The organism is Pseudomonas sp. 10(2024) (genome assembly GCF_045164175.1).
GTDB lineage: Bacteria > Pseudomonadota > Gammaproteobacteria > Pseudomonadales > Pseudomonadaceae > Aquipseudomonas > Aquipseudomonas alloputida.
Window position 1 is genome coordinate 1,770,201 of the sequence record NZ_CP174006.1, and the last position, 19,564, is coordinate 1,789,764.

The window sequence follows — 19,564 nt, forward strand, 5'->3', positions numbered from 1 at the left end:
AGGGAGTTGGGTCAGAGCGAGCGCAAAATCAGCATGCCTGCTAACAGCAGTACCCCTGTAGAGATTGCGCCGATGTAAAAAAGGAGCACACCCGTCCATGGCGAAGACGCTCGAAGGTTGCGCATTTCTTCGGCGAACGCTTCTGCTTCATTCAGTGCTGTTCTGGTGTGATCCTGGGCGGCGCGGTGCATTTGTTACTCCTTGTGGCTGGATTAATCGAAGCTCAGAGCTTGCTGGCCAGTGCCATTACGCCAACTATGGTCGTGACAACTGCTGAACCCGTTGCGATTGGGTACCAGAACGCCTCCTGCCGGAGCTTACGCGCTTCCGCTACAAATTTCTGTGCCTCGGCCCTTAACTTGCGGCCTTCATTTTGTAACTTCTCAAGTTCGAGATGTTCACGATCATCCTGATGCATCGGGCTGTCTATTCTGTTGCGGCGAAGGTGCCGGGGGGCGGGCTTGATTGTGTGCGGTTTGGTTCGGCCGCGAAACCGCCGTCTTCCAGTGAGTGTTGTAGTCCAATTGCGATCAAGATCGTCATGTATGTCACGTCGGAGTAATTTTAGACGGATCTGATATCAATCGAAGAAAGCTCCTACATGTCAGGTAGGTATAGCGAATTATCCTACGATCTCCGTCGTCTCCCGTCTGATTGTCCCGGTCAACCTCGCCCACTAGGCTTTTTCGGTCGCTGTCAGTTCAGCGATCGGGTGTGGAAGCCTGGGTGGTTTGGCGGCTGTCGATATGACGGTTGTGCGTGGGAGGCCTTCGGGCCTGCCGGGTTTGCCATACCCCTGGTCTTCCACCCCGCGTACAACTGTCACCCTAAGTGTGGAAGCGAAAGGGTGCTCTCAGCCCGGTATGGTGAACTCATGAAAAAACTGGTCCCCGATCCACCCCACGTCTTCGATCTTCCCCAAGGCAAGTCCCTTTCCCGCGCGATCAGCGAAGGCATCGTCCCGATGGAGTTCGCGTTGATGAATGTTTCCCACTACCTGATGTTCGCCTACAGCGATAGCCGGCGGGCGCTTGAGCGTATTCAGGACGAAGAAACCAGGCAGTTATTGGAGCATGGGTTGCGGGCCATGCAGATTGCCTGGGGGCAGGCGGATGCTGTCAGCTTGGCGTTTGAACGTAAAGGCCGGTGACATTGAGTTTGTGATAGAGATTGTGAGTGTGCCGCACAACGCTGTGGGAGATTCTATGGTTTTCAGCAAGCCAATTTGCGGCTTTTGGTGACGTATTCGCCCTGATCTCGCATCAGGGCGAATGCGACGCGAGCGAGCTTGCGAGCCAAGATCACTAATGCCTGAGTCGTTGCTTTACCGTTGCTCCGATACTGCTCATACACGTCTTTCCAGGTAGCTGACCTACTGGCCGACATCGCTGCGTTATGCAACAAACGACGGATCTCCGAACAGCCTCGCTTTGTAAGGCGGCGGCGTCCATTCTTTTGCCCGGAGTCATTCACTCGCAGATCCATCCCCAAGAAGGCGATGTAAGCGTCACTGCTTTTGAATTCGCCTCTGATAAATGCCATTACCAGTGCTGACGCTGTGAGAAAACCAATACCTTCCACGGCTTGGCAGCGAATAACCTGTTCAAGCAGCCCTGCCTCTCGCAATACTTCTTTGATCTTCTTTTGTATCAGCAAGTCCAGCCGTTCTATCGACTTGACGAAGGTTTCGAAGGCCGCTTTCAACAGGCCCTCGTTAGCCCAGCTCTGCGTCATTGCAGTACGTGCCGATACCAGCGCAGCCCTGCGCCGCAGAAGGCTCTGCAGCTTGCCGTAGACGGCGGGAGGCGGGGTCCAAGGGCGAAGATCCTCACCCTCGTTTTTCAGAAAACGGGACAGTAACCGCGCATCGGACGGGTCAGTTTTGACTCGGCCGCCAACACTCTTGCGATAGTTACTCAGTTGAAATCCATCAATGACATAAACATCGAAGCCCATGCCATGGGCTAGCTCGACCAGATCCAAGTGATAGATGTTGGTCGCTTCAACGGCGATAGCCGTGTTCAGTGGCTGCTGCCTGAGCCACTTATTGATTTCAGATTTAGAGTTTTTCAGCTTGATGATCTCATCACGCTCCTCGTGATGGATCACCAATTCAGCTTTTGCAACGTCCGCTCCGATGATCGACTTCACTACCTGCATTGCCATCGGCGGCTCTCCACGTTATGGTTTTTCGGCTTGAGGGGCTTTCACCAAGAGGCGCTGGCTTGCTTCTATCGTCGCTTGCAAACGATGCATTCTTTATCGGCGCTTTGGTGGAAGGGGTGGGGCGATGTCTCCCACGGTCTGTACTGCTCGTAACAGTCAGAATCGGGCATTTAGTCCCACCACCCCTTCAAGTCTAACCATACAAGCGGGCGTGCCCGCGAAGAATATAGCGCGGTGGATGGCACGGGCTTCGCCCGTGTTCGCGGGCAAGCCCGCTCCCACAGGGATTGCGCAAGCGGTCGCGAAATGAGCAGGGCCGTTAGTTGCGCTGGCTGTGTGCCGGCATTTTGCTGGGTATTTCGGGGCGGGCCACAGACATACTGTCCGGGTCGCCCGTCGCTTCATACCGCTGCAAAATCCGCTCTATCTCCCCCGACTGCTTCATCCTTACCAACGCCCGCAACAGCCCTTGTGTCGGTATCGCCGGATCGTTGCGCACCATGCACCCCAAATCCTGTTCGTCCAGCACCGCCAGCGCTTGCAATTGCTGCTCCGCTGGCAACCCTTGGTTGAACCACTGCAACGACAACTGGTTGCTCACCGCATGGCGATACCGGCCGGCCTGCAGCTTTTGCAGTACCAGCAACTGGTTGCGGCTGTCCTCACGGTGCAACTGGCCGTGGTCCAGCAGTGGTTGCAGGGTTGAATAGGTGTAGCCCAGCACCGTGCCGATCGCCTGGGGTGGCAGTTGCTCCGGGGGCATCGGGGTGCTGTCGCCGGCGCGGCCCACCAGTACGTCGCGCTGATGAATCAGCGGGATACTCCACACAAAATCCCTTGGACGGTCGTTGAGCCACTGGGTACTGACGTAGCAACGCACATCAATATCGCCGCTGCTCATGGCTTCCTCCAGGCGCAGGCGGGCCATGACGTGGAACTCGGGGCGAGCGCCCACTTGCCTGGCAACAGCTTGCATCAGGTCGTAAAGCAATCCCTCCACTGGCTGATCGCCTTCGAAGCGTACCAGGGGCATGCTCCAGCTCTCGGCTACGGAGAAGCGCAGCACCGGCTGGTCAGCCAGGCTGTTTGTAGACCACAGCAGTAACAGGGCCAGCAGTCTTCGCAAAGGCAATCCTCCCTGGACAATGCGCCATTCCAAGCTTAGACGAGTTGCGCAGGGTGCAATTTTGCCCCCGCTCCGCTAGCATTAGCGATCTTCCGCTCGATCAGGCTACGATGGTTTTTCGATGAGTTATCAGGTTCTTGCACGAAAATGGCGTCCGCGCTCGTTCCGCGAAATGGTCGGCCAGACCCATGTGCTCAAGGCCTTGATCAATGCCTTGGACAACCAGCGCCTGCACCATGCCTACCTGTTCACCGGTACCCGCGGGGTGGGCAAGACGACCATCGCCCGTATTATCGCCAAGTGCCTGAACTGTGAAACCGGCATCACCTCCACGCCCTGTGGCACCTGTTCGGTGTGCCGGGAAATCGACGAAGGCCGTTTCGTCGACCTGATCGAGATCGACGCCGCCAGCCGTACCAAGGTCGAGGACACTCGCGAACTGCTCGATAACGTGCAGTACGCCCCTAGCCGTGGGCGCTTCAAGGTCTACCTGATCGACGAAGTGCACATGCTCTCGACCCACTCGTTCAACGCCTTGCTCAAGACGCTGGAAGAGCCGCCGCCCTACGTCAAGTTCATCCTCGCCACCACCGACCCGCAGAAGCTGCCGGCCACCATCCTGTCGCGCTGCCTGCAGTTCTCGTTGAAGAACATGAGCCCGGAGCGGGTGGTGGAGCACCTCAGCCACGTACTGGCCGCCGAGAACGTGCCGTTCGAGGAAGATGCCCTGTGGCTGCTGGGGCGTGCGGCCGACGGCTCCATGCGGGATGCCATGAGCCTGACCGACCAGGCCATCGCCTTCGGTGAAGGCAAGGTACTGGCCGCCGATGTACGTGCCATGTTGGGTAGCCTCGACCATGGCCAGGTGTATGGGGTCTTGCAGGCACTGCTCGAAGGCGATGCCAGGGCTTTGCTGGAGGCCGTGCGTAATCTGGCCGAGCAAGGGCCGGACTGGTCGGGCGTTCTGGCCGAAATGCTCAATGTGCTGCACCGTGTAGCCATTGCCCAGGCGCTGCCCGAAGCGGTAGACAACGGCCAGGGTGATCGCGAGCGGGTATTGGCGCTGGCTTCGGCGCTGCCGGCCGAGGATGTGCAGTTCTATTATCAGATGGGCCTGATAGGCCGCCGTGACCTGCCCCTTGCGCCGGACCCGCGCGGTGGCTTCGAGATGGTGCTGCTGCGTATGCTGGCGTTCCGCCCGGCGGACACGGACGACGCACCGAAGCCGGTGCTAAAGCCAACGGGGATCAGCCAGGCCACAGCTGATCCTGCAGGGCAGGTGGCAACTGCGGCGCCGGTCGCGCTTTCACCGCCTGTCGCGGCTGTGCCGGCGGAGCCTGTTGCGCAAGCCCCGCAGCTGGAAGTGCCAGCACCCGCGACGGCTGATCATGAGCCGGAGGCCGAGGCAGATGTTGAGCTGAAGGCCGAAGCCGAGGCCATCTCCGTACCTGAGCCGGTCGCCGAAGTGGTCGACCTGCCATGGGAAGAGCCAGCCGTTGCACCCGCGCCGTTAGCGGCTGAACCTGCGCCTGAACCGGCACCTGCGCCCGAGCCTGTTGCCCCGGTGGCGCCCACACAGGCCGCCCCGGCACACGACGAGCCGCCTTTCGACCCGTCTGCCTACGCTGCCGTGGGGATGGAGCGCGACGATGAGCCGCCGCTTGACGAAGACTATTACGGTGGCGAAAGCGATCCGGCAGGTTTCAGCTACCTGGACGAATTGGCCGAACATGTTCAGGAAGACGTGTCCAAACCGGCTGCCGAACCGTTGCCGGCAGCCAAACCGGCCACCGGCCTGGCCTTGCAATGGCTGGAATTATTCCCACAGTTGCCTGTGTCCGGGATGACAGGCAACATCGCGGCAAACTGTACGCTGATTGCCGCCGATGGCGACGACTGGTTGCTGCACCTGGACCCTGGCCAGGGGGCGCTGTTCAACGCCACCCAGCAGCGGCGCCTGAACGAAGCGCTCAACCAGCACCTGGGGCGCACGCTGAACCTGCGCATCGAGCTGATCCTGCCCGAGCAGGAAACCCCGGCTCAGGCGGCGGCACGCAAGCGAGCCGAGCGCCAGCAGGACGCCGTCGCGTCGATCGAGCAGGATCCGTTGATCCAGCAGATGATCAAGTTGTTCGGCGCCAAGGTGCGGCAGGATACTATTGAGCCTGTAGAAGCCCTGGCTAGTCAGGGCCAGTAATGGATAACCATGCGGCCGGCCCGGTGCCGGGCCGCATCACATGACCCAATCGAGGTATACCCCATGATGAAAGGTGGCATGGCCGGCCTGATGAAGCAGGCCCAGCAGATGCAGGAAAAAATGCAGAAGATGCAGGAAGAACTGGCGAACGCCGAAGTCACCGGCCAGTCCGGTGGCGGGCTGGTGAGCGTGGTGATGACCGGTCGTCATGACGTCAAGCGCGTCAGCATCGACCAGAGCCTGATGTCGACTGATGAAGATGACAAGGAAGTACTGGAAGACCTCATTGCCGCTGCGCTGAACGACGCCGTGCGCAAGGTTGAGCAAAGCAGCCAGGAAAAGATGGGCGGCATGACCGCCGGCATGCAGCTGCCGCCAGGCTTCAAGATGCCGTTCTAAGGCATTGAGGTACTCAAAAACGCCGCTGATATCAGCGGCGTTTTTTTTGCGTAGATTTCAACCCAGACGCGGTCTGCTTTTTTATGTCGGGACAACTGTTTTGCTCGAACTTTGAAATTTTGCACGATCACTGTGGGAGCGGGCATGCCCGCGAACACGGGCGAAGCCCGTGCCATCCACTGTGCAGCCTGCTTCGCGGGCATGCCCGCTCCCACAGTGATCACACTGGCTTTCCAGTTTTGTGCAAGGCAGTTGCTCTCATAAAGCTGCAGGCCGCGTAGACTTGGGGTGACCTGATTTGACGCCACCGCCCCCGCTGGGTATAAACCGCCTCTTATTGAATTGTCAGGCCTTTCCCATGAGCTTCAGCCCTCTCATCCGCCAACTGATCGATGGCCTGCGCATCTTGCCAGGCGTTGGCCAGAAAACCGCCCAGCGCATGGCCCTGCAACTGCTCGAGCGCGACCGCAGTGGCGGGCTGCGCCTGGCTCAGGCCTTGACCCAGGCCATGGAAGGGGTAGGGCATTGCCGCCAGTGTCGCACCCTCACCGAGCAGGAACTGTGCCCGCAGTGCGCCGACCCGCGCCGTGACGACACACAGCTGTGCGTGGTCGAGGGGCCGACCGATGTGTATGCGGTGGAGCAGACTGGCTACCGTGGCCGTTACTTCGTGCTCAAGGGGCACCTGTCGCCGCTGGATGGCCTGGGGCCTGAGGCGATCGGTATTCCGCAGCTGATGGCGCGGATCGAAGAGCAGGGCACCTTTACCGAGGTGATCCTGGCGACCAACCCGACGGTGGAGGGGGAGGCGACGGCGCATTACATTGCCCAGTTGCTGAGCGAGAAGGGCTTGGTGGCGTCTCGCATTGCCCATGGTGTGCCGCTGGGCGGCGAGCTGGAGATGGTGGACGGCGGTACCCTGGCCCATGCCTTTGCAGGGCGCCGGCCCATTTCGCTCTGATTCATTGGGGCCGCTTGGCGGCCCATTCGCGGGTAAACCCGCGCCTACAAAACATACGCGGCCTTCGTAGGAGCGGGTTTACCCGCGAATGGGCTGCAAAGCAGCCCCAAAGGCCCACTCAGTACTCGCTGAGGGAAAACTCGGTCAGGCAGAAGGTAGGCACCCCGGCCGCTTGCAACCGACGCGACCCGTCCAGTTCCGGCAGGTCGATGATCGCCGCCGCCTCGAACACCTGCGCCCCGGTACGACGCACCAGGTTGGCCGCCGCCAGCAGCGTACCGCCAGTAGCAATCAGGTCATCGAAGATCAGCACCGAGTCGCCTTCACACAGGCTGTCGGCATGCACTTCCAGGAAGGCTTCGCCGTACTCGGTCTGGTAACCCTCGCTCAGCACATCGGCTGGCAGCTTGCCCTGCTTGCGGAACAGGATCAGCGGCTTGTTCAGCTGGTGGGCGATGATCGAGCCGATCAGGAAGCCCCGCGCGTCCATGGCGCCGATGTGGCTGAATTCCGCCTCGACATAGCGCTCGATGAACTGGTCGGCCACATAGCGCAGCCCGCGTGGCGACTGGAATAACGGGGTAATGTCGCGGAAGATCACGCCCGGTTTGGGGAAGTCCACTACCGGGCGGATCAGGGCTTTGAGGTCGAAGGCGTCGCTGTGCATTGTTGCGGGTATCCTGGGAAAACGAATGCCCAAGTATACCCGCTAAAGACCAGCGTCAGGCCTCGATTGCACCACCGGCCAGCGCGCACAGCTGGATCGGGTCGAGGATGTGCACTTCCTTGCCCTCGGCGCGCAGCAGGCCGTTCTGCTGGAAGCGGGTGAACACCCGCGACACGGTTTCTACCGCCAGGCCAAGGTAGTTGCCGATTTCGTTGCGCGACATGCTCAGGCGGAACTGATTGGCCGAATAGCCGCGGGCGCGGAAGCGCGCCGACAGGTTGACCAGGAAGGTGGCAATGCGCTCGTCGGCGGTTTTTTTCGACAGCAGCAGCATCATTTGCTGGTCGTCGCGGATTTCACGGCTCATTACCCGCATCAGCTGGCGGCGTAGCTGTGGCAGTTGCACCGACAGCTCGTCCAGCCGCTCGAAGGGGATTTCACACACCGAAGTGGTTTCCTGAGCCTGGGCCGATACCGGGTAGGCCTCGGTATCCATGCCCGACAGGCCGACCAGTTCGCTGGGCAGGTGGAAGCCCGTGATCTGCTCTTCGCCGCTGTCGCTGAGGCTGAAGGTTTTCAGGGCCCCGGACCGTACTGCGTAGACCGAGCCAAAACTGTCACCCTGGCGGAACAGAAACTCGCCTTTCTTGAGCGGCCGCCCGCGTTTGACGATTTCATCCAGCGCGTCCATGTCTTCCAGGTTCAGCGAAAGAGGCAGGCACAGAGGGGCCAGGCTGCAATCCTTGCAATGGGCCTGGTTGTGTGGGCGCAGTTTGACTGGCTCGGACATTTGAATCGATCCTTGTGGGAAAGCACACATAAGTCGTAAGGGTAACTCACGACACAGGGTGTAGGCCAGTGTGCGCGGTGATGGTGCGCGCTGGCGAAACCCCGGCAGGTGGCCTGCCGGGAGTCCTTGTGTGCTCATAGTGTGCCTGACAAGGAAGCTTGTCCATGCGGTTGAACGCCTTGTTTTTCAGATCACTCGCGAGAAGCGCTGGCGGTTGTGCATCGCCAGATAGGCGTCGAACACCATGCATACCGAGCGCGCCAGCAGCCGGCCGGCGGGCAGGATGCGAATGCCCTTGTCGTCCAGGCTGATCAGGCCGTCGCGCTGCAAGGTCAGCAGCTCGGGCCAGAGGTCGTTGAAGTAACCGCGAAAATCCAGGGTGAAAGCCTGTTCGATGGGTTCGAAATCCAGCTCGAAATGGCAGATCAGTTGCTGGATCACCGCCCGGCGTATGCGGTCGTCGTGGTTGCACAGCAAGCCGCGCTGGGTGGCCAGCTGGGCGTTGGACAGGCTGTCCTGGTAGGTGTTGAGGTCACTGCTGTTCTGGCAGTACAGGTCGCCGATCTGGCTGATCGCCGACACGCCCAGGCCAATCAGGTCGCAGTGCCCGTGGGTGGTGTAGCCCTGGAAGTTGCGCTGCAAGGTGCCTTCTTCCTGGGCAATGGCCAGTTCGTCGTCGGGCAGGGCGAAGTGGTCCATGCCGATGTAGCGGTAACCGGCGGCGGTCAGTTGGTCGATGGTGGCGTGCAGCATCTCCAGCTTGGCGGCGGCGCTGGGCAGGTCGTTGCTGTCGATGCGCCGTTGCGGCATGAAGCGCTCGGGAAGGTGGGCATAGTTGAACACCGACAGGCGGTCGGGCTGCAGGCGGATCACTTCTTCCACGGTGCGGGCAAAGCCTTCCGGGGTTTGCTTGGGCAGGCCGTAGATCAGGTCGAGGTTGACCGAGCGAAACTGCAGCGTGCGCGCAGCCTCGATCAGGGTGCGGGTCTGTTCCAGGCTCTGCAGGCGGTTGATCGCGCGCTGCACGGCCGGGTCGAGGTCCTGTACACCCAGGCTGACGCGGTTGAAGCCCAGTTCGCGAAGCAGGCCCATGGTCGACCAGTCGGCTTCGCGAGGATCGATCTCGATGCCGTAGTCGCCGGAATCGTCGTCCAGCAGGTGGAAGTGCTGGCGCAGGGTGGCCATCAGCTGGCGCAGTTCCACATGGCTGAGGAAGGTCGGTGTGCCGCCGCCAAAATGCAGCTGTTCAACACGCTGTTTAGGGTCCAGGTGGCAGGCGACCAGCTGGATTTCCTGCTCCAGGCGCTGCAGGTAGGGCGCAGCGCGGGCGCGGTCTTTGGTGATGACCTTGTTGCAGGCGCAGTAGTAGCAGATGTTGGCGCAAAACGGCACATGCACGTACAGCGACAGCGGGCGCACGGCCCGTCGGCTCTCGCGCAGGGCGTTGAGCAGGTCGAACGAACCCACCTCGCTGTGCAGTTGCACGGCGGTTGGGTAAGAGGTGTAGCGTGGCCCGGCGAGATCGTAGCGGCGGATCAGGTCGGTATCCCAACGGAGGTCGTCGAGCATGAGGGTAGTCCCCGGAAAGAGCAGCAGTGCACCGGAGTCTATGGCCGTCTGTAGGAAACTGTGTTGATTTGTATCAAGGGCATTGGGGCTGCTTTGCAGCCCCCGTCAATGGCCCATCAGCCAGTGCTGGTGTGGGCCCGGCAGTGTCCAGACACCGAATAGCATCACCAGTACACCGCCCGCCACGCGCACGCTGCGTCGCCGCAACAGGGCGTTCACCCGTTCGGCAGCTAGCCCGGTTGCCAGCAACACCGGCCAGGTACCCACCCCGAACGCCAGCATCAACCCGGCGCTGTAGCCGGCATTGCCCTGGCTGGCCGCCCACAGCAGGGTGCTGTACACCAGCCCGCACGGCAGCCAGCCCCAGAGGGCGCCCAGCAGCAATGCCCGAGGGAGGCTGGACACTGGCAGCAATCGCGACGCCACCGGCTGGATATGCCGCCACAGCCCGCGGCCCAGTGCCTCGATACGGGTCAGCCCGCTCCACCAGCCGGCCAGGTACAGGCCCATGGCAATCAGCAGCAGTGCCGCAACCACCCGCAGCGCCAGCGCTGCCGGGCTGCTGGCCACGGCCCAGCCGGCCAGGCCCAGCAACAGGCCGGCGCAGGCATAGCTGAAAATGCGCCCCAGGTTGTACGCCAGCAACAGGCGCAGGCGCTTGCCGCGTTGTTCGGGGGGGATGGCCAAGGTCAGTGCGCCCATCAGGCCGCCGCACATGCCCAGGCAGTGACCGCCCCCTAGCAGGCCAAGGACCAGTGCCGAGCCCAGCAGCGGAAGCAGGTCAGGCACGGGGTGGTGGTTCCTTGTCGGTGTCGGCTGCGGCATCGTCAGGCTTCACTGCCGCCTGGTGGCGCGGGTCCTGATCGTCGAACAGGATGCTGTGGGCGGGGCCTTCAAGGTCATCGTACTGACCGCTGTCTACCGCCCAGAAGAAGATGTACACGGCCACGCCGACCAGCAGCAGGGCTGCCGGGATCATGACATAGAGGGCGGGCATGGCGACTTCCTCCCGGGTATAGGGGCTTCGTGGGGCAGCGGGCCCGATGCCACGGGCATCCGGGTCAGGCGCAGGGCATTGAGCACCACGATCAGCGAGCTGACCGACATGCCGATGGCGGCCCACACCGGCGTGATCCAGCCGAGCGCGGCGAACGGCAACATCAGGCCATTATACAGGGTCGCCCACAGCAGGTTCTCGAGGATGTTGCGGCGGGTGCGGCGGGCCAGCTCGAACGCCTGCACCAGCGCTTGCAGGCGGTTGGACAGCAAGACGGCGTCGGCACTGGTCTTGGCCAGGTCGGTGGCGCTGCCCATGGCGATGCTGATATCGGCGGCGGCCAGTACCGGTACATCGTTGACCCCGTCGCCGAGCATCAGCACCTTGCGCCCGTCAGCCTGCAGGGCTTTCAGGCGGTCCAGTTTGTCATCCGGGCGCAGGCCGCCAATGGCCTGGTCGATACCCAGCTGCGCGGCCACTTCGGCAACCATCGGCGAGCTGTCGCCCGACAATAGCAGGGTGTGCCAGCCGCGCGCCTTGCAGGCAGCGAGCAGGGCCGGGGCATCGTCGCGCAGGCGGTCGTCCAGGCCGAACCAGGCCAGTGGCCCCTGGCGGTCGCCCAGCAGCAGCCACTGGCCGCGCGGCTCGGGTACAGCGGGGATTTCCGTACCACTCAAGGCGCAGACGAAGGTAGCCTGACCAATGCGCAGGCGCTGGCCGTCGACCACCCCCTCCAGGCCCAGGCCGGGTACGCTCTGTACGTCATCGGCAGGTGTGGCGGTACGACCAAAGGCGCGAGCGATGGGGTGTTCAGAGCGGTTTTCCAGCGCCGCGGCCAGGGCCAGGCAGCGGTCGGCGGCCTGGCTGCCGAGCGGGCGGATGCTGCGCAAGGTCAGGCGGCCCTCGGTCAGTGTGCCGGTCTTGTCGAAGATCACCGTGTCGATCTGATTCAGGCCCTCCAGCACATGGCCGCGGGTCACCAGCAGGCCAAGCTTGTGCAGGGTTCCGGTGGCGGCGGTCAGTGCGGTTGGCGTAGCCAAAGACAGGGCACAAGGGCAGGTGGCCACGAGCATTGCCAGTACGATCCAGAACGCCCGTGTCGGGTCCAGGTGCCACCACCACAGGCCGATGGCTACCGAGGCCAATAGCGAGAACAGCAGGAACCACTGCGAGGCGCGGTCGGCAATTTCCGCCAGGCGCGGTTTTTCAGTCTGGGCGCGCTCCAGCAGGCGGACGATGGCCGACAAGCGTGAGTCATGGCCGAGGGCTTCCACTTCCACATTCAGCGCGCTTTCGACGTTCAGCGTACCGCCAGTGACCCGCTCACCCACCCGGCGTGGTTGCGGCAGATACTCGCCGGTTAGCAGCGATTCGTCGACGCTGGAGCGGCCCTCGACGATGCGCCCGTCGGCAGGGATGACCGCGCCGGGCAGCACCTGCACGGTGTCGCCGCACTGTAACTCGCTGAGCAGAATGCGTTCGCTGCGCCCGATGGCGTCCAGGCGCAGGCATGAGGCTGGCAGCAGGTTGACCAGCTGCGCAGTGGCCGCCGCTGTGCGCTCGCGGGCGCGGCGCTCCAGGTAGCGGCCGGTCAGCAGGAACAGGGCGAACATGCCCACCGTGTCGAAATAAAGCTCGCCGCTGCCAGTGATGGCTGTCCAGATGCCAGCGCCGAACGCCAGGCCAATGGCCAGCGACACCGAAACGTCCATCGTCAGGTGGCGCGTTCGCAGGTCGCGCGCCGCGCCCTTGAAGAAGGGCGCGCAGCTGTAGAACACGATGGGAATGGTCAGGAACAGCGCCACCCAGCGCAGGATGGCATGCAACTCGGGTGTCAGGTCGATGTTGAATTCCGGCCAAGTGGCCATGGTCGCCATCATCGCCTGGAACCACAGCAGCCCGGCCACGCCCAGGCGGCGCAGGGCGCTGCGGTTTTCCCGGGCCAATTGCTCGGCGGCCTGGTCAGGCTGGTAGGGGTGGGCGGCGTAGCCGATCTGGCGAAGTTCGGCCAGCAGGCGCGACAGCGGTAGCTGCTTGTCATCCCAGTTCAGCAGCAGGCGGTGATTGGACAGGTTCAGGCGCGCTTCGGCAACACCGGGCAGGTTGCGCAGGTGCTTTTCGATCAGCCAGCCGCAGGCGGCGCAGCTGATGCCCTCGACAAGCAAGGTGGTTTCGGCCAGCTCACCCTGGTGGCGGACGAAGGTTTGCTGCACGTCGCTGCGGTCGTACAGGGCCAGTTCGTCCTGCAGTTGCTTGGGCAGGGCTTCGGGGTTGGCGCTGTTGTCGCTGCGGTGCTGGTAGTAATGTTCCAGGCCTCCAGCGACGATCGACTCGGCCACCGCCTGACAGCCGGGGCAGCAGAACTGCCGGGGCTGGCCGAGGACCACGGCGGTGAAGCGGCTGCCGGTGGGGACGGGCAGGGCGCAGTGGTAGCAGGGGGTCGGTTGGGTCATAGGGCAGACACTGCTCAGGCAGATAGGAAACCCTGTGGGAGCGGGCGCGCCCGCGAATGCGTCAGACCTGGAAATACCTTTGCCTGAGCTATCGCATTCGCGGGCGTGCCCGCTCCCACAGGGATTTGCGGTGTTGCTACTGTTGGTGTTCGGCGCCTTGCAGGGCTTCGTCACCCAACTGCAAGGTCACACCATGCGCCACTTTTTCCTCTTCGAACAGGCGCCATACTTGGCCCCCTTCACTGCCCAGCAGCTCGACAAAGCGCCGGCCCTCGACCTTGTCCTCCAACTGCCCCACATAGCGTCCTGCTTCGACCCGGCTCAGCAGCACCTTGCGGTCCTTCTCTGGCTGGGTCGGCGAAATCAGGTTCAGCTCCAGGTTTTGCGGGTCACTGCTACCGGTCAGGCGCAGGTCCACTTCGCCGGTCAGTTCGTCCAGATGCACGCTGGCTTTCAGGCCCAGCTGCTGCGCCAGCAGCTCGCGGTCCAGCGAGCGGTTGATGCCCTTGCCGGCCTCGTAGTAGTTGTCGTTCACCAGGTTGTCCGGGTTGTGCACAGCGATGCTGACCATGGTCAGGCTCAGGCACACCGAGGTGGTGAGGATGCCGATGATGATCCAGGGCCAGAGGTGCTTGTACCAGGGGCTGGCGGCGGTGGCGGCAGGCATTGTGCGTTATCTCTCTTAGCGGATCTGTGGGCCGATGAAACGGCTCTTGGCTTCAACCTGGGCGTCGCTGTCGTCGGCGCTCTTGAGGATGAAGGTGATTTCGTTGGTGGTCGATGGCAGCTTCTCGGGGGCAACCGACAGCTGCACGGGAAGGCTGACGATGTCACCGGCGGCCACGCGGATCTCGCGCTGGCCTTCGAGCTTGAGGTCCGGCAGGCCGGCGGCGTCCAGCACGTAGAGGTGATCGCGCTGGTCCTTGTTCATCACCTTCAGGCTGTACACGTTCTCGATCCGGCCCTGGGCGTTTTCGCGGTACAACACGCGGTCTTTGCTGACGTCGAAACCGACCAGCGAACGGGTGGCGAAGGCCGTCGCCAGCCCGATCATCATTACCAGCAGTACCACGGCATAGCCGATCAGGCGCGGGCGCAGCATGTGGGTCTTCTGCCCGGACAGGTTGTGTTCGGTGGTGTAGCTGATCAGGCCTTTGGGGTAGTTCATCTTGTCCATGATGCTGTCGCAGGCGTCGATACAGGCGGCGCAGCCGATGCACTCGATCTGCAGGCCGTCACGGATGTCGATGCCGGTCGGGCAGACCTGCACGCACATGGTGCAGTCGATGCAGTCGCCCAGGCCTTGGGCCTTGTAGTCAGCGTCCTTTTTTCGTGGCCCGCGGGTTTCGCCACGGCGTGGATCGTAGGACACGATCAGCGTGTCCTTGTCGAACATCACGCTCTGGAAACGTGCATAGGGGCACATGTACACGCACACCTGTTCGCGCAGCCAGCCGGCGTTGCCATAAGTGGCGAGGGTGAAAAAGCCGACCCAGAAGTAGGCCCAGCCATCGGCCTGGCCAGTGAAGAATTCAATCACCAGTTCACGGATCGGCGAGAAGTAGCCGACAAAGGTCATGCCGGTGACAAAGCCGATCAGCAGCCACAGGCTGTGCTTGGCGAATTTGCGCAGAAATTTGTTGCCGCTCATGGGGGCTTTGTCGAGCTTCATGCGCTGGTTGCGGTCACCTTCGGTGACCTTTTCGCACCACATGAAAATCCAGGTCCATACGCTTTGCGGGCAGGTGTAGCCGCACCACACCCGGCCAGCGAACACTGTGATGAAGAACAGGCCGAAGGCGGCGACGATGAGAATGCCCGAGAGCAGGATGAAGTCCTGCGGCCAGATGGTGGCGCCGAAGATGTAGAACTTGCGCTCGGGCAGGTTCCACCACACGGCCTGGTGACCCCCCCAGTTCAGCCACACGGTGCCGAAGTACAGCAGGAACAGTGCGGCACCCCCGACCATGCGCAGGCGACGGAACAGGCCGGTGAAGGCGCGGGTGTAGATCTTTTCCCGGGAAGCGTAGAGGTCGACGGAATCCTTCCCTTTGTTGGCAGGCGGGGTCACATCATGTACCGGAATTTGCTTGCTCATCATCAAGTCCCACGGCAGTGGAGAAACGCCGCGGCCTGTGCGTGCGGGCCGCAGTCTCGCGCAATCTGCTAGCGCTCTGCGGCCCATGATACGCCGCTGATGGCAGTATGGGTTCGCACTGCGACCTTTAGTCGCGTTGGGTTCGTGGTATGAAACGTGTTATGGCGGGTGTCAATTGATCCAGGTCATCAGCCTGCTAGAAATGCTGTGCCAGTACCGGCCTCTTCGCGGGTAAACCCGCTCCTACAAGGATCCTGTGTAGGAGCGGGTTTACCCGCGAAGAGGCCAGGCCTGCCTTACTCAGCCTTGGCTGGCTCAGCCTGGTGCGACAGGCTGTAGACGTAAGCCGCCAGCAAGTGCACCTTGTCGTTGCCCTGCAGTTGTTCCTGGGCCGGCATCTGCCCCTGGCGGCCATAACGAATGGTTTGCTGCAACTGGGCAAAGCTCGAGCCGTAGATGAACGCCTGCGGGTGGGTCAGGTTCGGAGCGCCCATGGCGGGCGTACCTTTGCCTTCCGGCCCGTGGCAGGCCACGCAGTTGGCTGCGAAGATCTTCTGCCCGTTCTCCACATCGGCCTTCGCGCCTTCAGGCAGTGTGCGGCCATCGAGTTTGCTGACCACGAACGCAGCCACATCGGCCACGCCCTGGTCACCGATCACTTCGGCCCAGGCCGGCATCACGCCATGGCGACCGGCCATGATGGTGGTCTTGATGGTTTCCGGCTCGCCGCCCCAGCGCCAGTCATTGTCGGTGAGGTTGGGGAAGCCGAAGGCGCCCTTGGCGTCGGAACCGTGGCACACCGAGCAGTTGGAGGCGAACAGCCGCGCACCCATTTTCAATGCCTGCGGGTCCTTGGCCACTTCTTCGATCGGCATGGCCGCGAACTTGGCGAAGATCGGCCCGAAGCGGGCGTCGGCCTTGGCCATTTCCTTTTCCCACTCGTGCACACCGGTCCAGCCCGGCTGGCCGTTGGAAAACTCGGTCTGCTTGTCGTTATCCAGGTACGAATAGCCCGGCAGGACGCCTTTCCAGTTGCCCAGGCCTGGGTACAGCACCAGGTAGCCGAGGGCGAAGATGATGGTGCCGACGAACAGCCAGAACCACCATTGCGGCAGCGGGTTGTCGTATTCCTCGATGCCATCGAAGGCATGCCCGACGGTTTCGTCGGTAACCTCTTCGCGCTGGCCCTTGCGGGTCGACAGCAGCAGCCAGGTCAACGAGAAGATGGTGCCCAGGGTCAGGACGGTAACGTACAGACTCCAGAAGGTTGTCATTGTTGTTTGCTCCCAGAAGCTTTTGCTTGCTCGACGTGCCGGGTGGCCTCGGGGTCATCCGCGAAGGGCAGTTGGGTCGCTTCGTCGAAGTCCTTTTTACGCCGTGGGTTGAACACCCACAGCGCCAGGCCCACGAACGCCACCATCACCACGACGGTGCCCAGGCCGCGAATCATCCCGATATCCATCAGCGTCACCGTTTGCTCTTGATGATGGTGCCAAGACCTTGCAGGTACGCGACGATGGCGTCCATTTCGGTCTTGCCCTTGACCGCGTCACGTGCGCCGGCAATGTCGGCGTCGGTGTACGGGGTGCCGAGTGTGCGCAGCACTTCCATCTTCTTCGCGGTGTCCTTGCCGTCGAGCTTGTTCTCGACCAGCCACGGGTAGGAAGGCATCTTCGATTCCGGTACCACGTTGCGCGGGTTGTACAGGTGCGCTCGGTGCCAGTCATCGGAGTAGCGGCCGCCGACGCGGGCCAGGTCCGGCCCGGTACGCTTGGAGCCCCACAGGAACGGGTGGTCCCACACGCTTTCACCGGCTACCGAGTAGTGGCCGTAACGCTCGGTTTCAGCACGGAACGGGCGGATCATCTGCGAGTGGCAGCCCACGCAGCCTTCGCGGATGTAGATATCGCGGCCTTCCACCTCCAGCGCGGTGCGTGGCTTCATGCCCTCGACCGGCTTGTTGGTGACGTCCTGGAAAAACAGCGGGACGATCTGGGTCAGGCCACCGACGCTCACGGCGATGACCATGAAGAAGGCCAGCAGGCCTATGTTCTTCTCGACGGCTTCATGCTTCATCAGTGCGCTCCCACAACGACGATCTTGGCGGCCTCTTCAGCCTGTGCCGGGTTGGCGGCACGTACGGTACGGAACACGTTGTAGGCCATCAGCAGCATGCCGCTGGCGAAGAACGCACCGCCCAGGGCGCGGACGATGTAGCCGGGGTGGCTGGCCTGCAGGGCTTCGACGAAGGAGTAGGTGAGGGTGCCGTCATCGTTGATGGCGCGCCACATCAGGCCCTGGGTGATGCCGTTGACCCACATCGAGGCGATGTACAGTACGGTACCGATGGTGGCCAGCCAGAAGTGCGCGTTGATCAGGCCGATGCTGTGCATCTGCTCGCGGCCGTAGAGTTTCGGGATCATGTGGTACACGGCGCCGATCGAAATCATTGCCACCCAGCCGAGGGCGCCGGCGTGGACGTGGCCGATGGTCCAGTCGGTGTAGTGCGACAGTGAGTTCACGGTCTTGATGGCCATCATCGGGCCTTCGAAGGTGGACATGCCGTAGAACGCCAGCGACACCACCAGGAAGCGCAGGATCGGGTCGGTGCGCAGTTTGTGCCAGGCGCCCGACAGGGTCATCATGCCGTTGATCATGCCGCCCCAGCTTGGCGCCAGCAGGATGATCGACATCACCATGCCCAGCGACTGCGCCCAGTCAGGCAGGGCGGTGTAGTGCAGGTGATGCGGGCCGGCCCAGATGTACAGGGTGATCAGCGCCCAGAAGTGCACGATCGACAAGCGATACGAGTAGATCGGCCGCTCGGCCTGCTTGGGCACGAAGTAGTACATCATCCCCAGGAAGCCGGTGGTGAGGAAGAAGCCCACGGCGTTGTGGCCGTACCACCACTGGATCATCGCGTCGGTGGCGCCGGAGTAGGCCGAGTACGACTTGAACAGGCTCACCGGCAGCGAGATGTGGTTGACGATGTGCAGCATCGCGGTGACCACGATGAACGCACCGTAGAACCAGTTGCCGACATAGATGTGCTTGGTCTTGCGCTTGACGATGGTGCCGAAGAACACCAGGCCGTAGGTTACCCAGACGATGGCCAGCAGGATCGCCAGCGGCCACTCCAGCTCGGCGTATTCCTTGGTGGTGGTGTAGCCCATCGGCAGGGTGATCAGCGCGCCGACGATCACGGCTTGCCAACCCCAGAAGGTGAAGGCGGCCATGCTGTCGGAGATCAGCCGGGTCTGGCAGGTGCGCTGCACCACGTAGTAGCTGGTGCCGAACAGCGCACAGCCCCCGAAGGCGAAGATCACCAGGTTGGTGTGCAGCGGGCGCAGGCGGCCGAAGCTGGTCCAGGGAAGGTCCAGGTTCAGCTGCGGCCACACCAGCTGCGAGGCGATGAAGACGCCGAGGCCCATGCCAAGGATCCCCCAGACCACCGTCATGATGGCGAACTGGCGGACGACCTTATAGTTATAAGCAGTCGGACTGATTGCTGTGCTCATTCTAAGGTTCCACGGTTTTGATGTTCTTGTTGGTCGAAAAATCGGCGCCAGTATTGATAACCAGCAAGGTTACCGCAACGCAACTTTGGTACGCCGACCCGTGTCCAGACCCGTTCACTGATGTCCCGCAGGGATCGGGTTAGGGCGATTGTACACAAATAAATATTTGTAATGTGTACCGTTTTTCATCTTTTTCTGATCGATCGGTCAAGCTTTTTCTGGGGCGGCGACAGGCCATGCGCCGCGTCTGCTCCGGTCCTTTCGGAGCGAAGCCCACTGAGGCAACAAGCTTAGTTGTGTTCGGTGGGGGTGCAAGGGAAGGGGCTGAGGCTGGTGGTGGGCGGGGGAGTGTAAGGCTTGAGGGTTATGGGGGGCGGGGGTGTAGGGGTTGGGTGTTGTGGTGGGGCGGGGGTGTAAGGTTTGAGTGTTGTGGTGGGGCAGAGATCGAGCGCCGCCCGCGCGGCGCTTCGCGGGTAAACCCGCTCCTTGTATGTTGTCCTTAGCCTGGCGGGAGAGGTTATTCTCGTCAGGCTGAAGAAGCACTTCCGGGGAGGCCGATCGCTCCTAAAGGCAGGGATTACCCCTGACCTTGTACGTAGAGAGGCCCCCGCCTCATTGCCCAC

21 protein-coding genes are annotated in these 19,564 nt (G+C 62.2%); 4 read left to right on the forward strand and 17 right to left on the reverse strand.

Annotation, left to right across the window (positions count from 1 at the left end; translation table 11 throughout):
* Nucleotides 1-11: 11 nt before the first annotated feature.
* Both ACI7M0_RS08205 and ACI7M0_RS08210 read right to left on the reverse strand, forming a co-directional pair.
* Nucleotides 12-191, reverse strand: coding sequence for a hypothetical protein (locus ACI7M0_RS08205; protein WP_010955016.1), 180 nt, complete (start codon nucleotides 189-191; stop codon nucleotides 12-14).
* A gap of 32 nt (nucleotides 192-223) precedes the next feature.
* On the reverse strand, nucleotides 224-418 hold the full coding sequence (locus tag ACI7M0_RS08210; RefSeq protein WP_020193510.1) for a hypothetical protein: 195 nt from the start codon (nucleotides 416-418) through the stop codon (nucleotides 224-226).
* A gap of 456 nt (nucleotides 419-874) precedes the next feature.
* On the opposite strand from ACI7M0_RS08210, the gene ACI7M0_RS08215 reads away from it, so the two are divergent.
* Nucleotides 875-1,150 carry a hypothetical protein gene (locus tag ACI7M0_RS08215; protein ID WP_012051686.1) on the forward strand — a complete coding sequence of 92 codons (276 nt, stop codon included), beginning with the start codon at nucleotides 875-877 and terminating at the stop codon, nucleotides 1,148-1,150.
* Between the two features lie 62 nt (nucleotides 1,151-1,212).
* Here the strand turns inward: ACI7M0_RS08215 and ACI7M0_RS08220 are convergent, their stop codons facing one another.
* Entirely contained in the window at nucleotides 1,213-2,166 is a 954-nt protein-coding gene (locus tag ACI7M0_RS08220) for an IS110 family transposase (protein WP_392523497.1), read from the reverse strand.
* Nucleotides 2,167-2,485: 319 nt separating this feature from the next.
* The gene (locus tag ACI7M0_RS08225) at nucleotides 2,486-3,292 is read right to left on the reverse strand and encodes an ABC transporter substrate-binding protein (RefSeq protein ID WP_129933785.1); all 807 of its coding nucleotides are present in this window, start codon (nucleotides 3,290-3,292) and stop codon (nucleotides 2,486-2,488) included.
* Between the two features lie 121 nt (nucleotides 3,293-3,413).
* Here ACI7M0_RS08225 and dnaX point away from each other — a divergent pair, with 121 nt between their 5' ends.
* On the forward strand, nucleotides 3,414-5,489 hold the full coding sequence (gene dnaX / locus ACI7M0_RS08230) for a DNA polymerase III subunit gamma/tau (RefSeq protein ID WP_129933784.1): 2,076 nt from the start codon (nucleotides 3,414-3,416) through the stop codon (nucleotides 5,487-5,489).
* A 63-nt stretch (nucleotides 5,490-5,552) separates the two neighbouring features.
* Nucleotides 5,553-5,888, forward strand: coding sequence for a YbaB/EbfC family nucleoid-associated protein (locus tag ACI7M0_RS08235; protein ID WP_003254305.1), 336 nt, complete (start codon nucleotides 5,553-5,555; stop codon nucleotides 5,886-5,888).
* Here the strand turns inward: ACI7M0_RS08235 and ACI7M0_RS08240 are convergent.
* On the reverse strand, nucleotides 5,885-6,091 hold the full coding sequence (locus ACI7M0_RS08240; RefSeq protein ID WP_165366997.1) for a hypothetical protein: 207 nt from the start codon (nucleotides 6,089-6,091) through the stop codon (nucleotides 5,885-5,887). The genes ACI7M0_RS08235 and ACI7M0_RS08240 overlap by 4 nt on opposite strands.
* Nucleotides 6,092-6,246: 155 nt before the next feature.
* Here ACI7M0_RS08240 and recR point away from each other — a divergent pair, with 155 nt between their 5' ends.
* On the forward strand, nucleotides 6,247-6,849 hold the full coding sequence (gene recR, locus ACI7M0_RS08245; protein ID WP_003254304.1) for a recombination mediator RecR: 603 nt from the start codon (nucleotides 6,247-6,249) through the stop codon (nucleotides 6,847-6,849).
* Between the two features lie 118 nt (nucleotides 6,850-6,967).
* On the opposite strand, the gene ACI7M0_RS08250 is transcribed toward recR, so the two are convergent.
* The 12 genes from ACI7M0_RS08250 to ccoN all read right to left on the reverse strand — a co-directional run bounded on the left by ACI7M0_RS08250 (nucleotide 6,968) and on the right by ccoN (nucleotide 18,941).
* Nucleotides 6,968-7,516 (reverse strand): adenine phosphoribosyltransferase, encoded by a 549-nt coding sequence (locus tag ACI7M0_RS08250; protein ID WP_009683910.1) that lies wholly within the window; start codon nucleotides 7,514-7,516, stop codon nucleotides 6,968-6,970.
* Between the two features lie 55 nt (nucleotides 7,517-7,571).
* Nucleotides 7,572-8,306, reverse strand: coding sequence for a Crp/Fnr family transcriptional regulator FnrA (gene fnrA / locus ACI7M0_RS08255; protein ID WP_003254301.1), 735 nt, complete (start codon nucleotides 8,304-8,306; stop codon nucleotides 7,572-7,574).
* Nucleotides 8,307-8,492: 186 nt separating this feature from the next.
* Complete coding sequence (gene hemN / locus ACI7M0_RS08260; RefSeq protein ID WP_010955013.1) at nucleotides 8,493-9,875, reverse strand: oxygen-independent coproporphyrinogen III oxidase; 1,383 nt, start codon at nucleotides 9,873-9,875, stop codon at nucleotides 8,493-8,495.
* Nucleotides 9,876-9,980: 105 nt separating this feature from the next.
* Nucleotides 9,981-10,664 carry a sulfite exporter TauE/SafE family protein gene (locus ACI7M0_RS08265; protein ID WP_104961085.1) on the reverse strand — a complete coding sequence of 228 codons (684 nt, stop codon included), beginning with the start codon at nucleotides 10,662-10,664 and terminating at the stop codon, nucleotides 9,981-9,983.
* Nucleotides 10,657-10,872 (reverse strand): cbb3-type cytochrome oxidase assembly protein CcoS, encoded by a 216-nt coding sequence (gene ccoS / locus ACI7M0_RS08270; RefSeq protein WP_010955011.1) that lies wholly within the window; start codon nucleotides 10,870-10,872, stop codon nucleotides 10,657-10,659. The genes ACI7M0_RS08265 and ccoS overlap by 8 nt, the downstream gene beginning before the upstream one ends.
* Nucleotides 10,851-13,325: a heavy metal translocating P-type ATPase gene (locus ACI7M0_RS08275; RefSeq protein WP_129933782.1), complete on the reverse strand. Its 2,475-nt coding sequence runs from the start codon at nucleotides 13,323-13,325 to the stop codon at nucleotides 10,851-10,853. The genes ccoS and ACI7M0_RS08275 overlap by 22 nt, the downstream gene beginning before the upstream one ends.
* Nucleotides 13,326-13,461: 136 nt before the next feature.
* On the reverse strand, nucleotides 13,462-13,992 hold the full coding sequence (locus tag ACI7M0_RS08280; RefSeq protein WP_064493445.1) for a FixH family protein: 531 nt from the start codon (nucleotides 13,990-13,992) through the stop codon (nucleotides 13,462-13,464).
* A 15-nt stretch (nucleotides 13,993-14,007) separates the two neighbouring features.
* A complete protein-coding gene (gene ccoG, locus ACI7M0_RS08285) occupies nucleotides 14,008-15,423 on the reverse strand; it encodes a cytochrome c oxidase accessory protein CcoG (protein WP_129933781.1) in 1,416 nt (471 codons plus the stop codon).
* Between the two features lie 296 nt (nucleotides 15,424-15,719).
* Nucleotides 15,720-16,697: a cytochrome-c oxidase, cbb3-type subunit III gene (gene ccoP, locus ACI7M0_RS08290; protein WP_014590224.1), complete on the reverse strand. Its 978-nt coding sequence runs from the start codon at nucleotides 16,695-16,697 to the stop codon at nucleotides 15,720-15,722.
* Nucleotides 16,694-16,885, reverse strand: coding sequence for a CcoQ/FixQ family Cbb3-type cytochrome c oxidase assembly chaperone (locus ACI7M0_RS08295; RefSeq protein ID WP_003254287.1), 192 nt, complete (start codon nucleotides 16,883-16,885; stop codon nucleotides 16,694-16,696). The genes ccoP and ACI7M0_RS08295 overlap by 4 nt, the downstream gene beginning before the upstream one ends.
* Nucleotides 16,886-16,890: 5 nt before the next feature.
* On the reverse strand, nucleotides 16,891-17,499 hold the full coding sequence (gene ccoO / locus ACI7M0_RS08300) for a cytochrome-c oxidase, cbb3-type subunit II (RefSeq protein ID WP_010955006.1): 609 nt from the start codon (nucleotides 17,497-17,499) through the stop codon (nucleotides 16,891-16,893).
* Entirely contained in the window at nucleotides 17,499-18,941 is a 1,443-nt protein-coding gene (gene ccoN / locus ACI7M0_RS08305; RefSeq protein ID WP_003254284.1) for a cytochrome-c oxidase, cbb3-type subunit I, read from the reverse strand. Before ccoN ends, ccoO begins: the two co-directional genes overlap by 1 nt.
* Nucleotides 18,942-19,564: the final 623 nt, after the last annotated feature.